General features: G+C 71.2%; 13 protein-coding genes. 6 read left to right on the plus strand and 7 right to left on the minus strand.

The features are described from left to right. Positions 1-100: 100 nt before the first annotated feature. Together ACFW1A_RS12545 and ACFW1A_RS12550 are read right to left on the minus strand one after the other, a co-directional pair. Positions 101-2,644, minus strand: coding sequence for a discoidin domain-containing protein (locus tag ACFW1A_RS12545; protein WP_380408060.1), 2,544 nt, complete (start codon positions 2,642-2,644; stop codon positions 101-103). 198 nt (positions 2,645-2,842) lie between these two features. Further along, entirely contained in the window at positions 2,843-4,111 is a 1,269-nt protein-coding gene (locus ACFW1A_RS12550; protein ID WP_380408000.1) for an ROK family transcriptional regulator, read from the minus strand. 177 nt (positions 4,112-4,288) lie between these two features. On the opposite strand from ACFW1A_RS12550, the gene ACFW1A_RS12555 reads away from it, so the two are divergent. Genes ACFW1A_RS12555 through ACFW1A_RS12570 form a run of 4 tightly spaced genes read left to right on the plus strand, consistent with a single transcriptional unit; the run spans position 4,289 to position 8,741 of the window. Next, on the plus strand, positions 4,289-5,602 hold the full coding sequence (locus ACFW1A_RS12555) for an ABC transporter substrate-binding protein (protein ID WP_380408002.1): 1,314 nt from the start codon (positions 4,289-4,291) through the stop codon (positions 5,600-5,602). Positions 5,603-5,606: 4 nt separating this feature from the next. Then, the gene (locus tag ACFW1A_RS12560) at positions 5,607-6,530 is read left to right on the plus strand and encodes a carbohydrate ABC transporter permease (RefSeq protein ID WP_380408004.1); all 924 of its coding nucleotides are present in this window, start codon (positions 5,607-5,609) and stop codon (positions 6,528-6,530) included. Beyond that, entirely contained in the window at positions 6,523-7,365 is an 843-nt protein-coding gene (locus ACFW1A_RS12565; protein WP_380408006.1) for a carbohydrate ABC transporter permease, read from the plus strand. Before ACFW1A_RS12560 ends, ACFW1A_RS12565 begins: the two co-directional genes overlap by 8 nt. Before the next feature lie 35 nt (positions 7,366-7,400). After that, positions 7,401-8,741, plus strand: a complete 1,341-nt coding sequence (locus ACFW1A_RS12570; RefSeq protein WP_380408008.1) for a GH1 family beta-glucosidase — start codon at positions 7,401-7,403, stop codon at positions 8,739-8,741. Between the two features lie 15 nt (positions 8,742-8,756). Here the strand turns inward: ACFW1A_RS12570 and ACFW1A_RS12575 are convergent, their stop codons facing one another. Together ACFW1A_RS12575 and mca are read right to left on the minus strand one after the other, a co-directional pair. Continuing rightward, a complete protein-coding gene (locus ACFW1A_RS12575; RefSeq protein WP_380408010.1) occupies positions 8,757-8,948 on the minus strand; it encodes a hypothetical protein in 192 nt (63 codons plus the stop codon). Between the two features lie 91 nt (positions 8,949-9,039). Next, positions 9,040-9,933: a mycothiol conjugate amidase Mca gene (gene mca / locus ACFW1A_RS12580; RefSeq protein WP_380408012.1), complete on the minus strand. Its 894-nt coding sequence runs from the start codon at positions 9,931-9,933 to the stop codon at positions 9,040-9,042. Positions 9,934-10,054: 121 nt separating this feature from the next. Between mca and ACFW1A_RS12585 the strand changes: the two genes are divergently transcribed. Both ACFW1A_RS12585 and greA read left to right on the plus strand, forming a co-directional pair. Next, positions 10,055-10,474, plus strand: a complete 420-nt coding sequence (locus ACFW1A_RS12585; protein ID WP_380408014.1) for a DUF4307 domain-containing protein — start codon at positions 10,055-10,057, stop codon at positions 10,472-10,474. A gap of 223 nt (positions 10,475-10,697) precedes the next feature. Further along, positions 10,698-11,195: a transcription elongation factor GreA gene (gene greA, locus ACFW1A_RS12590; RefSeq protein WP_380408016.1), complete on the plus strand. Its 498-nt coding sequence runs from the start codon at positions 10,698-10,700 to the stop codon at positions 11,193-11,195. 72 nt (positions 11,196-11,267) lie between these two features. Here the strand turns inward: greA and ACFW1A_RS12595 are convergent, their stop codons facing one another. The 3 genes from ACFW1A_RS12595 to ilvA are packed head-to-tail and all read right to left on the minus strand — an operon-like array spanning position 11,268 to position 14,358. Continuing rightward, on the minus strand, positions 11,268-12,125 hold the full coding sequence (locus ACFW1A_RS12595; protein ID WP_380408017.1) for an ABC transporter permease: 858 nt from the start codon (positions 12,123-12,125) through the stop codon (positions 11,268-11,270). After that, positions 12,125-13,111, minus strand: a complete 987-nt coding sequence (locus ACFW1A_RS12600; protein ID WP_380408019.1) for an ATP-binding cassette domain-containing protein — start codon at positions 13,109-13,111, stop codon at positions 12,125-12,127. Before ACFW1A_RS12600 ends, ACFW1A_RS12595 begins: the two co-directional genes overlap by 1 nt. Positions 13,112-13,146: 35 nt before the next feature. Then, positions 13,147-14,358, minus strand: a complete 1,212-nt coding sequence (gene ilvA / locus ACFW1A_RS12605) for a threonine ammonia-lyase (protein ID WP_380408021.1) — start codon at positions 14,356-14,358, stop codon at positions 13,147-13,149. Positions 14,359-14,397: the final 39 nt, after the last annotated feature.

Genomic DNA, 14,397 nt, shown 5'->3' on the forward strand with positions numbered 1-14,397 from the left:
CCCGCCGCCCCCCCCCCGCCCCCCCGCGCCGCCCCCCCCCCCGGACCTCGGGTGGCGGGCGCGCCCGTTCTCACGGACCACTACGCGGTGCCGGTCCCGGTCACGGGTACGACACGACGTTCGACGGCGTGGTGCCGGTGCCCGAGGTCGCGGCCCCGGTGTTGTCCACCACGTGGTTGAACTGGCCCATCCCGCCGAGCGAGACCACCAGGGCGTCGTGCAGCTTCACGCCGGGCGTGGTCGGGACCTCGAAGCCGTGGTCCATCCGGATGGTCGGGTCGGCGGTGAAGTTGCAGTAGCTGCCGACGCCCCAGGCCTCGTGGGTGGTGACGTTGTCGTCCACCTTGTAGGCCGCGTAGCCGAGGGTCGACCCGTTCTGCACCGCGGCCTGGTTGGGCGCGTCGTAGGCGATCTCGTTCTGGAAGAAGATCGTCTTGCCGCGCTCGCCGCTCCACTCCACGTCGTACTTCTCGAAGTGCTCGACGAACAGGCCGGTGCCGAGCACGTCGTTGCCCTTCACCACCAGGCCGTAGTCGGCCGGGTTGACGGTCCAGCCGACCCCCGTGCCGTGGTCGGCCCGCCAGATCCAGGTGTGGTCGACGATGGTGTTGTTGCTGTCCACCTCGACCGCGGTGCCGGCCGAGCCCGCGCCCGCACCGCCGACCCGGACGAAGACGTCCTGCATGCTGGTCGGGTCCGCGCTGTGGTCGGCGCCGGAGCCCGGCTGGCCGATCCGCAGCAGCACCGGGGACTTGACCGTGCCCGCGTCGATCAGCAGACCGGCCAGCTTGACGCCGTTCACGTCACCGACCTGCAGGGCCGTCACCCCGTTGTCCGGGACGATGGTGGCCAGGCCCAGGCCCAGCACCACGGTGTCCGGCCGGGTCACGTTGATCGCCTGGTCCACGTGGTAGATGCCGGGCGTGAAGAGCAGGTTGAGGCCCTGGGCCAGCGCCTGGTTGATGGTGGCCGCGGTGGCACCGGGCTTGACCACGTAGAACTGGCTCAGCGGCAGCGAGCTGCCCGGGGTGGCGCCGTTGGCCCAGGAGACGCCGCTGGCGTTGGTCCGCAGCGAGGGCACGAAGACCTGGTAGTTGCCGCTGGAGTCCAGGTAGAGGTAGGGCTTCTCCCGGGACTCCGGGGTGGTGCCCAGCGTGGTGTACACCGGGTTCGGGAAGGACTGCGCCGGCGCGCCCTGGACCCCGGAGAAGACCTGGTTCCAGACCCCGTTGGAGAAGCCGCCGATCGAGCTGTCCCGGGTGTACCACTGCTGCTGCGAGTAGTTGCCGACGGTGCCGTCGATCTTGCTGTCGGCGATGTACCCGCCGGACGCCCACCCGTAGCCGCTGGGCGCCAGGTTGAGGCCGCCCTCGACGTGCATCCGGCGGAACGGCGCGGCCTGCGCGACGGCCCAGCGGTCGGTGCCGCTGACCGGGCTGAGCGAGAGGTTCTCGGCGGAGCGCCAGAAGTTCTGGGTCGCGTTGCCGTTGAACCAGCCGGCGTCGACGGTGACGTCACCGTTGATGTGGGTGTCGTCGGGGTTGAGGCCCAGGCCCGCGATCGAGGTGTAGAAGCCGATCTGGGCGTTCAGGCCGCTGTAGTTGCCGGGCTTGAACAGGAACGCGTAGCGGCCGGTGCCGAACTGGGCGCTCTCCTGCTGCTTGAAGACGTTGTCGAGGCTGGCCTGGATGGTGGTGCTGCTCATCGACGGGTCGAAGACGATCACGTTCGGACCCAGGTCGCCGCCGCCCTGCACCGGCGGGACCGAGGAGCCGAGCGTGTGCACGCCCAACTCGTAGAGCGAGTAGCCGTACCCGGTGCCGCGCTGGGTCCCGTTCAGCCGCAGGTAGCGGCCGGAGCCGGAGACGTTGAGCGTCTCGGTGCCGCCCGCGCCGGTGGTGGTGGAGTAGATCGTGGTCCAGTTGGCGGCGTCGTCGGAGACCTGGATCTGGTAGGCCTTGCCGTACGCGGACTCCCAGTTGAGCACCACCTGGCAGACCTGCTGGGTGCTGCCGAGGTCGACCTGGAGCCACTGCGGGTCGCTGAACGCGCTGGACCAACGGGTCGTCAGGTCGCCGTCCACCGCCGCCGAGGCGGGGGTGCCGGCGTTCTCGGTCGAGGAGGCGGTGGCCGCCTTGCCCTGCGCGACGTCGGCGGTGCCGCAGCTCGAGCTGCCGGCCGGGTTGCCGTAGACCTGGAACTCGTAGAGCGAGTAGCCGTACCCGGTGCCGCGCTGGGTGCCGTTCATCCGCACGTAGCGGCCGGTGCCGGAGACGGTGAGCGTCTCGGTGCCGCCCGCACCCGTGGTGGTGGAGTAGACGGTGGTCCAGTTGACCCCGTCGGCCGAGGTCTGGATCTGGTAGGCCTTGCCGTACGCGGCCTCCCAGTTGAGCACCACCTTGTCGATGGTCGCGGTGGCACCCAGGTCGACCTGGATCCACTGCGGGTCGCTGAAGGCGCTGGACCAACGGGTCGTCAGGTCGCCGTCCACCGCCGCCGAGGCGGGGGTACCGGCGTTCTCGGTCGAGGAGGCGGTGGCCGCCTTGCCCTGCGAGAGCAGGACGTCGGAGGCCGCGACCGCGGTCGTGGCGGTGGCCAGCGCGGCCGGCAGCGCGAGTGCGCCGCCGCCCGAGAGCAGGGCCAGGCTGAGGAGGAGGGCGCTGCCGCGTCGTCCGACGGCGGCCGTGCCCCCGCTGCGGAGCGCAGCGGGGCGTGCTGAAGCGAGCCTCATGGGCTTCTCCTGCATGGGGGGTGGGGTGGGGGGTGTGAGGGTGCGAAGCCGGGGCGCGGACGAGGGATGGGCGTGCAGCGGGTGCACGGCCCCGTAACTTCATGGCGTGATTTAACGGGTGAGAAAAGCTCCCGTCAACCCCCCGCGCACCATCGGACGCTCCGTCGTGCGGTCCGCCAACTCCCCGCCGGAGTCCAGGAAGCGACTCAGCGGCAGGGTCGCGGCGCCGGTCGTGACCGCCTCCGGACCCAGGCTGGACAGGCCGATCGCGGTCTGTTCGCGCGGGAAGCTCAGCGCGTACCGGGTGACCGCGTCCTGCACCATCGGCAGCAGGTACGGGCCCAGCAGCATGCCCGCCCAACCGCCGATCACCACCCGCTCGGGGTTGAACAGGTTGATCAGGTCGGCGATCGCCGCACCGAAGTACTCGGCGGCCTCGTCGAGCAGTTCGACCGCGTCCGGCCGGCCGGCCCGGGCCGCCGCGAGCAACTCGGTCAGCCCGGCCTTCTCGCTGCCGCCGGGCGTGGCCAGACCCCACCGCTCGACCAGCGCCTCGGCCCCGACGTACGCCTCCAGGCACCCCCGCGCGCCGCACCTGCAGAGCCGGCCGCCCACGTGCACCTTGGTGTGCCCCCATTCCCCCGCACTGCTGGTGGCGCCGCGGAACCGCACCCCGTCGGCGATCACGCAGGCGCCCACGCCGGAGCCGAACAGCGCCACCACCGCGTGCCGGGCCCCGCGCCCGGCGCCGAACCACATCTCGGCCTGGCCGAGCGTCTTGGCGCCGTTGTCCACGAAGAGCGGCAGGTCGGTGCCGGCCCGCAGCAGCCGGCCGAGCGGCACCGCGTCCCAGCCGACCGTCGGCCCGTGCACCACCACGCCGGCACCGCCGGGCAGGTCGCCCTGCTCCACGACGCCCGGCACGCCGAGGCCGACGCCGAGCACGGTCTCCGGCGCCACCCCGGTGGCGGCCAGCACCTCGGACAGTCCGGTGAGGATCAGCTCCACCACGTGGTCCACGTCGTGCCCGCAGTCGGAGAGCGGGTGGTCGCTGGCGGCGAGCTCGGTCAGCGCCAGGTCGAACAGGGCCACCCGGACCTGGGTCTCGCCCACGTCCACCCCGACCAGGTGGCCGAGCCCGGGCCGCACCCGCAGCAGGATCCGCGGCCGACCGCCGTCCGACTCGACCGAGCCGCACTCCTCCACCAGCTGCTCGGCCAGTAGTTCGCCGACCACGTTGCTGATCGACCCCGCACTCAGCCCACTGCTGCGCCCCAACTCCTGACGGCTCAGCGGCCCGTCGAAGTACAGGTGGCGCAGCAACGTGGCCCGGCTGCCGCGCCGCAGGTCGCGGACGGTCTGTTTGCCCTGCTCTGCCATCGGTTGCTCCCTCCTTCCCGCCAATCCTGCCTTGCACGGGGTCTTGACGCCAGGTTTTCTCACACGTTAAATCACGCCATGAAGTTACGGACCACGCTGGCGTTCGACCGGTTCCGTGGCTCACAGCAGCGACCCTCACCCCTCGTTCCCGCACGCAGCCCGAGAGGGGCCCACCCCATGCGAACCCACCGGCTCCCCGCCACCCTCGCCCTGACCGCCGCCATCGCGCTCACCGCGACCGCCTGCGGCGGCGGTTCCAGCACGTCCGGCAGCTCCAACACCAGCCCCAAGACGCTCACCTACTGGGCTTCCAACCAGGGCAGCAGCCTGGAGAACGACAAGCAGGTCCTGGAGCCCGAGCTGAGAAAGTTCGAGCAGCAGACCGGGATCAAGGTCAACCTCGAGGTGATCCCGTGGTCCGACCTGCTCAACCGGATCCTGGCGGCCACCGCCTCCGGCCAGGGCCCGGACGTGCTCAACATCGGCAACACCTGGTCCGCCTCGCTCCAGGCCACCGGTGCGCTGCTCCCGTTCGACCAGGCCACCTTCGACAAGATCGGCGGCAAGGACCGGTTCCTGCCCTCGACCATCGCCTCGGCCGGTGCCGCGGGCAAGGACCCGGCCGCGGTCCCGCTCTACTCGATGGCCTACGGCCTCTACTACAACAAGAAGCTCTTCCAGGCGGCCGGCATCGCCAACCCGCCCACCACCTGGGACGAGTTCCTGGCCGACGGCAAGAAGCTGACCACCGGCTCGCAGTACGGCGTGGCGATCGAGGGCGGCAACGTCTCGGAGAACGTGCACCTGGCCTTCATGCTCGGCCAGCAGCACGGCACCGGCTTCTACGACGCCTCCGGCAAGCCGCAGTTCGACAGCCCCGAGGCGGTCGCCGCGGTCAAGCAGTACGTGGACTTCATCGCCAACGACAAGATCGCCGCCCCCGGCAACGCCGAGTACGCGGCCAACCAGTCGGTGACGGACTTCGCGACCGGCAAGGCCGCGATGCTGATGTGGCAGTCGGCCGGCGCCAACCTCAAGTCGCACGGCATGAACCCGGACGACTACGGCATCGTGCCGATCCCCGCCCCGGCCGGTGCCACCGGCACGAAGGCGGTCACCTCGATGGTGGCCGGCATCAACCTGGCCGTCTTCAAGAACACCAAGAACCTCGACGGCGCGTTGAACTTCGTGAAGTTCATGACCAGCGACGACGAGCAGAAGCAGCTCAACGGCACCTACGGCTCGCTGCCCCCGGTCAAGGCGGCCCAGGCCGACGCGGCCTTCGGCACCCCCGAGCTGAAGACCCTGGCGGGCGTGCTGCAGAACAGCGCCGCCCCGCTGCCCCAGGTGGCCAGCGAGAGCCAGTTCGAGACGCTGATCGGCACCGCGGTGAAGAACCTGCTCGCCGCCGCTGCCGCCGGCCAGCCGGTCACCGACGCCTCCGTGAAGGCCGAGCTGACCAAGGCCCAGCAGCAGATGCCGGCCAGCTGACGAGATGATGCGAAACCGGCTGAAGGGCCGCCGCGCCGCCCTGCCCTACCTGCTCCTGCTGCCCGCACTCGCCGTCGAGCTGCTGATCCACCTCATCCCGATGGTCACCGGGATCGTGATGAGCTTCAAGCAGCTGACCCAGTTCTTCATCCGCGACTGGTCCACCGCCCCCTGGTCGGGACTGTCCAACTACCGGATGGCGCTGGACTTCCACGCCCCGGTGGGTCAGGCCCTGCTGAATTCCTTCTGGGTGACCTGCGCCTTCACCCTGCTCTCGGTGGGCCTGTCCTGGCTGATCGGAACGACCGCGGCGATCATGACGCAGGACGCGTTCCGCGGTCGCGGTCTGCTGCGGGCAGCCTTCCTGCTGCCCTACGCACTGCCGGTCTTCGCTGCGGTGATCACCTGGTCGTTCATGTTCCAGCGGGACACCGGGCTGATCAACCACGTGCTGCACGACCAGCTCCACCTGGTGAAGGACAAGCCGTTCTGGCTGATCGGCGACAACAGCTTCACCGCCCTGCTCACCGTCTCGGTCTGGCGCTCCTGGCCGTTCGCCTTCCTCACCCTGACCGCCGGGCTGCAGAACATCCCGCGCGAGCTCTACGAGGCCGCCGCGATCGACGGGGCCGGCGTCTGGCAGCAGATCCGCCGGATCACCCTGCCTTCGCTGCGCCCGGTGAACCAGGTGCTCCTCCTGGTCCTCTTCCTGTGGACCTTCAACGACTTCAACACCCCGTTCGTGCTGTTCGGGAAGGCGGCCCCGAAGGCCGCCGACCTGATCTCCATCCACATCTACCAGAGCTCCTTCGTCACCTGGAACTTCGGCGCCGGCTCGGCGATGTCCGTGCTGCTGCTGCTCTTCCTGCTGCTGGTGACGGCCGTCTACCTGTTCGCCACCACCCGCCGCAGGGGCGCCGATGATTAACCCGCCCGCCTCCTTCCGCTGGCTGCGCCGCGTCGTGCTGCTGCTGCTCCTGGTCTTCACGCTCACCCCGGTGGCCGTGATGCTGAGCTCCTCGCTCAAGCCGCTGCAGGACGTCCAGGGGCCCTGGCGCTGGGTGCCCAGCCACCTGACCCTCCGCCCGTACGTGGACATCTGGTCCACCGTCCCGCTGGCCCGCTACTTCACCAACTCGCTGATCGTGGCGGGCAGCGCCACCGGCCTGTCGGTGCTGATCGCGGTGCTGGCCGGGTACGCCGTCAGCCGCTACCGCTTCCGCGGGCGGCGGCTGTTCACGGTGACCGTGCTCTCCACCCAGATGTTCCCGGGCATCCTCTTCCTGCTCCCGCTCTTCCTGATCTTCGTCAACATCGGCAACTCCACCGGGGTCGCGCTGTACGGCAGCCGCGGCGGCCTGATCCTCACCTACCTGACCTTCTCGCTGCCGTTCTCGATCTGGATGCTGGTCGGGTACTTCGACTCGATCCCGCGCGACCTGGACGAGGCGGCCGCGGTGGACGGGTGCGGTCCGATCCGCACCCTGGTGCAGATCGTGGTCCCGGCCGCGATCCCCGGCATCGTCGCGGTGGCCGTCTACGCCTTCATGACCGCCTGGGGCGAGGTGCTCTTCGCCTCGGTCATGACCAACGACGAGACCCGCACCCTGGCGGTCGGCCTGCAGGGCTACGCCACCCAGACCGACGTGTACTGGAACCAGGTGATGGCCGCCTCGCTGGTGGTCAGCCTCCCCGTGGTGGCCGGCTTCCTGCTGCTGCAGCGCTACCTGGTGGCCGGACTGACCGCCGGAGCCGTCAAGTGACGAACCGTCAGACCCCTCTCCACGAAAGGCTCTCCGTGACTGACCTCGACGCGCTGCCGTCCGACTTCCGGTGGGGTGCGGCGACCGCCGCCTACCAGATCGAAGGGGCCGCGGGCGAGGACGGCCGGGCCCCCTCGATCTGGGACACCTTCTCGCACACCCCCGGGAAGGTCGCCAACGGGGACACCGGCGACACCGCCTGCGACCACTACCACCGCTGGCCCGAGGACCTCGCGCTGGCCGGCGAACTGGGCCTGGACTCCTACCGGTTCTCGATCGCCTGGCCCCGCGTGGTGCCGCTGGCCGACGGCACGGTCAACCCCGCCGGCCTGGCCTTCTACGACCGGCTGGTGGACGCCGTGCTGGAGCGCGGGATGACCCCGTTCCCCACGCTGTACCACTGGGACCTGCCGCAGGCCCAGCAGGACCGCGGCGGCTGGCCCGAGCGCGCCACCGCCGAGCGGTTCGCCGAGTTCACCGCGGTGGTGGCCGAGAAGCTCGGCGACCGGGTGACCAACTGGTGCACCCTGAACGAGCCGCTCTGCTCCTCCTGGATCGGTCACCTGGAGGGCAGCATGGCCCCCGGCTGGCGCGACCTGACCGCGGCCGTGCGCACCTCGTACCACCTGCACCTGGGCCACGGCCTGGCGGTGCAGGCGCTGCGGGCCGCGGTGCCCGGCGCGCAGATCGGCATCGTCAACAACCTGAGCTCCATCGAGCCGGCCAGCGACTCGCCCGCCGACCTGGCCGCCGCCCGGCGGGCCGACGGGCACATCAACCGCTGGTGGTTGGACCCGGTGCTGGGCCGCGGCTACCCGCAGGACATGGTCGACCTCTACGGGGTCGACCTGCCGGTCCGGGACGGCGACCTGGAGCTGATCTCGGCGCCGCTCGACTGGGTCGGGCTGAACTACTACTTCCGCCAGATCGTCGCCGACGACCCGACCGGGCCGGTGCCGCGGTTCCGCCAGCTGCGCGGGCCCAACCCCGAGCACACCGCGATGGACTGGGAGGTGCACGCGCCCGGCCTGGAGGAGCTGCTGCTGCGGCTGACCGAGGACTACGGCGTGCGCAAGCTCTACGTCACCGAGAACGGCGCCGCCTACCAGGACACCGTCACCGCCGACGGCCGGGTCGAGGACGCCGAGCGCACCGCCTACCTGGAGCAGCACCTGGCCGCCTGCGCCCGCGCGGTCGCCAAGGGCGCGCCGCTGGCCGGCTACTTCGCCTGGTCGCTGCTGGACAACTTCGAGTGGGCGTACGGCTACGACAAGCGGTTCGGGCTGGTGCACGTGGACTACGCGACCCAGCGCCGCACCGTCAAGCGCAGCGGCCGCCGGTACGCCGAGCTGATCAGCGCGCACCGCGCGCGCTGACCGCCCACCGGCGGACTACTCCTTGGGAGCCTCCGGCTCCTCGGCGAAGTCGATCTTCTTGAACCGGGAGTTCATCGACTTCAGCAGGAACCAGGTGGCGACGCCGAGCACGGCGAAGACCACGAAGCCCAGCAGGCCGGGGGTGACCTTGGCGTCGTCCACCGCCAGGCTCACGGCGGCACGGGTGAGGTTCACAGAGGCGCTCATGCCTCCATGGTGACCCGGCCCCTTGGTGATCAGCTCACCGGGGTGGGGTGTGTCGGGTCCGGGCCGTCCACGGGGCGGCCCGGACCCGCTGCTACTTGGCCTCGCCGGCCAGGCTGACCGCCCGCAGGCCGGCGAACAGGTCGCTCTCCGGCAGGTCGGTGTCGACCAGCGAACGGGCCAGCTCGTAGTCCTCGGTCGGCCAGACCTCGCGCTGCACGTCCAGCGGGACCCGGAACCACGGGCCGTCCGGGTCGATCTGGGTCGCGTGCGCGATCAGCGCCGCGTCCCGGGTCGGGAACCAGTCCGCGCACTCCACCCGGGTGGTGATCTCGCGCTCGGCGCGGCCGCTCTTCTCCCAGCCGGCGATCCACTCGCCGTACGGGGACTCCTGCCCGTGCTCGGTCAGGTAGGCGTGCAGGGCGCGGATCCGGCCCATCGGGAAGCCGTGGTTGTAGTACAGCTTCAGCGGCTGCCAGGGCTCGCCCGCCTCCGGGTAGGCGTCGGGGTCACCGGCCGCGTCGAAGGCGTGCATGGTGATCTTGTGGGTCATGATGTGGTCGGGGTGCGGGTAGCCGCCGTTCTCGTCGTAGGTGGTGATCACCTGCGGCTTGAACTCGCGGATCAGGCGCACCAGCGGCTCGGCCGCCGCCTCGACCTCCTGCAGCGCGAAGCAGCCCTCGGGCAGCGGCGGCAGCGGGTCGCCCTCCGGCAGCCCGGAGTCGACGAAGCCGAGCCAGGCCTGCCCGACGCCGAGGATCTCGCGCGCCCTGTCCATCTCCTTGCGCCGGACCTCGTGGATGTTCTCCTCGATCTCCGGCTTGCCCTGGAGCTTCGGGTTGAGCACAGAGCCGCGCTCCCCGCCGGTGCAGGTGGCCACCAGCACCTCCACGCCCTGGGCGACGTACATGGCCATGGTGGCCGCACCCTTGCTGGACTCGTCGTCCGGGTGCGCGTGCACCGCCATCAGCCGCAACTGCTCAGTCAACGCCTGGTTCCTTCCGGGAATGTCCGGGCTCGCATGGTGGGGGCTCAGCTTCGAGGTGCTCAGCACCGCCCCCCTATAGTGACGGACTGGAAGCCCCGCACATTCCCGAGGACTGATCCGCATGACCGCGAGCAGCGAAACCCGCCCGAGCGCGCCGCCCGAGGGCCGCTACGGCGGCCGCAGCGACGCCCAGGCGGACCGCACGCTGAAGCGGGTCGGCGCGGTGCTCGCCGTGCTGGTGGTCGGCCTGGTCGCCTGGCTCGGCGGCTCCTACCTGCTGCGCGAGAGCCGGCTGAACGGCACCGTGCCCGAGTTCCAGGTGGTCTCGGACAGCGCGGTGCAGGCCCAGCTCTCGGTGACCAAGAGCTCCGGCACGGCCGGCAGCTGCACGATCCGCTCGCAGGCCGCCGACGGCACGGTGGTCGGCCAGCTGGACGTCCCGGTCCCGTCCGGGGGCACCAGCTTCGTCCAGGTGGTCACCATCCGCACCACCGCCCGCGGCACCACCGCCGAGCTGCTGGGCTGTACGGCGGCGAAGTAGTCCCGCGACCGGCCCGGTTCCGGCATGGCGGGCCCGCTCGGCGGGCAGTTCTCCTCAAACGGACCGTTAACGCGCCGCCAACAGCACTCCCGTCGGCGGCCGGAGGTTGTTAGGCTCGTGGTTTCGCCCCTTCCGGCCCGAAGACTCCGGAAGCGGGCGTTCCTTTGTAGTAACCCCTGGCAGTACCCGAAGCAGCAACGCCCAGCACCGACGAGGAGCTCCCGTGACCCAGACCAGCGAGAACGTGACCTGGCTCACTCAATCCGGCTACGACAAGCTCAAGGACGAGCTGGAGTACCTGACCGGCCCCGCCCGCTCCGAGATCACCCAGAAGATCGAGCAGGCGCGCGAGGAGGGCGACCTCAAGGAGAACGCCGGCTACCACGCCGCCCGCGAGGAGCAGGGCAAGATGGAGCTGCGGATCCGCCAGCTGACACAGCTGCTGGAGCGCGCCAAGGTCGGCGAGGCCCCGGCGGACTCCGGCGTGGTGGCCCCCGGCATGGTCGTGACCGTCGCCTTCGACGGCGACCTGGACGACACCATGTCCTTCCTGCTCGGCTCGCGCGAGGTGGCCGGCGACGACCTGGACGTCTACTCGCCGCAGTCGCCGCTCGGCCAGGCGATCAACGGCAAGAAGGTCGACGAGGACGCCACCTACGAGCTGCCCAACGGCAAGAAGTCCACGGTCAAGATCGTGGCGGCCAAGCCGTACGTCGGCTGACGGCCCGCACAGCCGCGAAAGGGCCCCGCTCCGGTCGGAGCGGGGCCCTTCGGCACACCCGGGGCCGGGCGGTCAGCCGGCCGCCGACCGGTACTTGCGCACCGAGAGCCAGGAGAAGACCGCCAGCACCAGCAGCGAGGAGACCACCGACACGCCGTAGGCGTGCTGCATCGGCCAGGAGTCGGCCACCGGTCCGATCTGGTTGCCGAACAGGTTGCGGCAGGCCTGCACGGTGGCGCTGAACGGGTTCCAGTAGGCGATCGGCTGCAGCCAGCCCGGCATGCTGGAGATCGGCACGAAGGCGTTGGAGATGAAGGTCAGCGGGAAGAGCCAGATCAGCCCCGCCGAGGTGGCCGCCTCCGGACTGCGCACCGAGAGCCCGATCAGCGCGCCGATCCAGGAGAAGGCGTAGCCCAGCAGCAGGAGCAGCCCGAAGGCGACCAGCATCCTGGGCACCCCGTTGTGGATCCGCCAGCCCACCGCGAGCGCCACCAGGGCCAGCACCAGCAGGGTGAAGGCGGTCTGCACCAGGTCCGCCAGGGTGCGGCCGACCAGCACCGCCGAGCGGGTCATCGGCAGCGAGCGGAACCGGTCCACCAGCCCCTTGGTCATGTCCTCCGCGATCCCGGCCGAGGCGCCGGCCACCGCGAAGGTGACGGTCTGGGCGAAGATGCCGGCCATCAGGAACTGCGTGTAGATCTTCGAGCTGGCCCCCGCCATCGGGATGGTGATCGCGCCGCCCATCACGAACGAGAAGAGCAGCACGAACATCACCGGCTGCAGCAGCCCGAACACCACGATCTCGGGGATCCGCAGCATCCGGCGCAGGTTCCGGCGGGCCACGACCCAGGAGTCGTGCGCCATCGCGGCCAGGCCGCGGCGCTGGCGCGGGACCGCCGCGCCGATCGCGTGCTCGGTGGCAGTCGTCATCACTTCGCCTCCGCGTTCTCGTCCTGGCCGTTCTCCTCGTCCGCGGCGGTGGTGGCGTGCCCGGTGAGCGAGAGGAAGACGTCGTCCAGGGTCGGGCGGCGCAGGCCGATGTCGTCGATGGTGATCCGGCGCGCGTCCAGCTCGCGGATCACGTCGGCCAGCACCCGGGCACCGCCGCTGACCGGGATGGTGATCTTCCGGGTGTTCCGCTCCACGCTGGGGTCGCCGACCGCGAAGCCCTTCAGCGCCTCCACGGCGGTGGCGATCAGGTCCCGGTCGTGCACCACCAGCTCCACCCGCTCGCCGCCGATCTGCGCCTTGAGCTGGTCGGCGGTGCCCCGGGCGATCACCCGGCCGTGGTCCACCACGGCGATGTCGTGGGCCAGCCGGTCCGCCTCCTCCAGGTACTGGGTGGTGAGCAGCAGGGTGGTGCCCTGCTCGACCAGGGTCTCGATCACCTCCCACAGCGCCAGGCGGTTGCGCGGGTCCAGTCCGGTGGTCGGCTCGTCCAGGAACATCACCGGCGGCCGGACCACCAGCGCGGCGGCCAGGTCGAGGCGGCGGCGCATGCCGCCGGAGTAGGTCTTGGCCGTGCGGTCGGCGGCGTCGGCGAGGTTGAACCACTCCAGCAGCTCGCGGGCCCTGGCCTTCGCGTCCCGGGCGCTCATCTGGTAGAGCTCGCCGACCATCTGCAGGTTCTCACGGCCCGTCAGGTACTCGTCCACCGCGGCGTACTGGCCGGACAGGCCGATCAGGCTGCGCACCCGGTTGGGGTGCTTGAGCACGTCCACCCCGGCCACCGTGGCACGGCCGGAGTCCGGCAGCAGCAGCGTGGTGAGCACCCGCACGGTGGTGGTCTTGCCGGCACCGTTGGGCCCGAGCAGGCCGAGCACGGTGCCCTCGGGGACGTCCAGGCTGACGCCGTCGAGCGCCCGCACGTCACCGAAGGTCTTGACCAGGTTCTCGGCCTGGACGGCTGGAGCCATCTGCGTTCCTCCGAACTGGTGCGGTCCGTTCGAACCTAACGCGAGACGACATAGCCCGCATCACCCAACTCACCCACCACCGCGAGGCAGTGCTCGGGCCCCTTGGTCTCCAGGTGCAGGTCCACCTCGACCTCCAGCAGGCCGAGCGCCGGGTCGGTGCGCACGTGCGCCACGTCCAGCACGTTGGCGTCCACCGCGGTGAGCACGCCCAGCAGGTTGGCCAGCGCGCCCGGACGGTCGGTCAGGCGCACCCGCAGCGAGAGGTAGCGGCCGGCCGCGGCCAGCCCGTGCCGCAGCACCCGCTGCATCAGCTGCGGGTCGATGTTGCCGCCCGAGAGCACCGCGACCACCGGGCCCTCGAAGGCGCCCGGATGCTCCAGCAGGGCCGCGATCGGGCTCGCCCCGGCCGGCTCGACCACCAGCTTGAGCCGTTCCAGCGCCAGCAGCAGGGCCCGCGAGAGGGACTCCTCGGTGACCGTGCGGACCCCGTCGGCCAACTGGTTGACCAGCTCGAACGGGATGTCACCCGGACGGCCGACCATGATCCCGTCGGCCATGGTCTGGAACGACGGCAGGGTGACCGGGCGGCCCGCCGCCAGCGAGGGCGGGTAGGCCGCCGCGCCGGCCGCCTGGACCCCCACCACCCGCACGTCCGGGCGCAGCGGCTTCACCGCGGCGGCGATCCCGGCCAGCAGCCCGCCGCCGCCCACCCCGACCAGGATGGTGCGCACCTCCGGGCACTGCTCCAGGATCTCCAGGCCCACGGTGGCCTGGCCGGTGACCACGTCCACGTGGTCGAAGGGGTGGATGAAGACCGCCCCGCTCGTCTCGGCGAACCGCTGCGCGGCGGCCAGCGCCTCGTCCACGGTGGCGCCGTGCAGCCGCACCTCGGCGCCGTAGTCGCGGGTGGCGGCCACCTTGGGCAGCGGGGCGGCGCGCGGCATGAAGACGGTGGAGTGCACGCCCAGCAGCGACGCGGCCAGCGCCACGCCCTGCGCGTGGTTGCCGGCGCTGGCGGCCACCACCCCGCCGGCCCGCTGCACCGGGGTCAGCCCGGCGATCCGCAGGTAGGCGCCGCGCAGCTTGAACGAGCCGGTGCGCTGCAGGTTCTCGCACTTGAGGTGGACCGGGGCACCGATCAGCGCGGCCAGGTGGCGGCTGCTCTCCATCGGGGTGACCCGGGCCACCCCGGCCAGCATCTTCTGCGCACCGCGCACGTCGTCGAGGGTGATCGGCCAGTGGTCCATGGGGTCAGCCTAGGGCGCTCCGGCCGTGCCGGAGCGCCC

This window comes from Kitasatospora sp. NPDC058965 (assembly GCF_042741245.1).
Classification (GTDB): domain Bacteria; phylum Actinomycetota; class Actinomycetes; order Streptomycetales; family Streptomycetaceae; genus Kitasatospora.

Coding starts and splice junctions, on each gene's coding strand:
- ACFW1A_RS12550 (WP_380408000.1), bottom strand. CDS start 4,111: ATGGCAGAGCAGGGCAAACAGACCGTCCGCGACCTGCGGCGCGGCAGC.
- ACFW1A_RS12555 (WP_380408002.1), top strand. CDS start 4,289: ATGCGAACCCACCGGCTCCCCGCCACCCTCGCCCTGACCGCCGCCATC.
- ACFW1A_RS12560 (WP_380408004.1), top strand. CDS start 5,607: ATGATGCGAAACCGGCTGAAGGGCCGCCGCGCCGCCCTGCCCTACCTG.
- ACFW1A_RS12565 (WP_380408006.1), top strand. CDS start 6,523: ATGATTAACCCGCCCGCCTCCTTCCGCTGGCTGCGCCGCGTCGTGCTG.
- ACFW1A_RS12575 (WP_380408010.1), bottom strand. CDS start 8,948: ATGAGCGCCTCTGTGAACCTCACCCGTGCCGCCGTGAGCCTGGCGGTG.
- ACFW1A_RS12585 (WP_380408014.1), top strand. CDS start 10,055: ATGACCGCGAGCAGCGAAACCCGCCCGAGCGCGCCGCCCGAGGGCCGC.
- ACFW1A_RS12595 (WP_380408017.1), bottom strand. CDS start 12,125: ATGACGACTGCCACCGAGCACGCGATCGGCGCGGCGGTCCCGCGCCAG.
- ACFW1A_RS12600 (WP_380408019.1), bottom strand. CDS start 13,111: ATGGCTCCAGCCGTCCAGGCCGAGAACCTGGTCAAGACCTTCGGTGAC.
- ilvA (WP_380408021.1), bottom strand. CDS start 14,358: ATGGACCACTGGCCGATCACCCTCGACGACGTGCGCGGTGCGCAGAAG.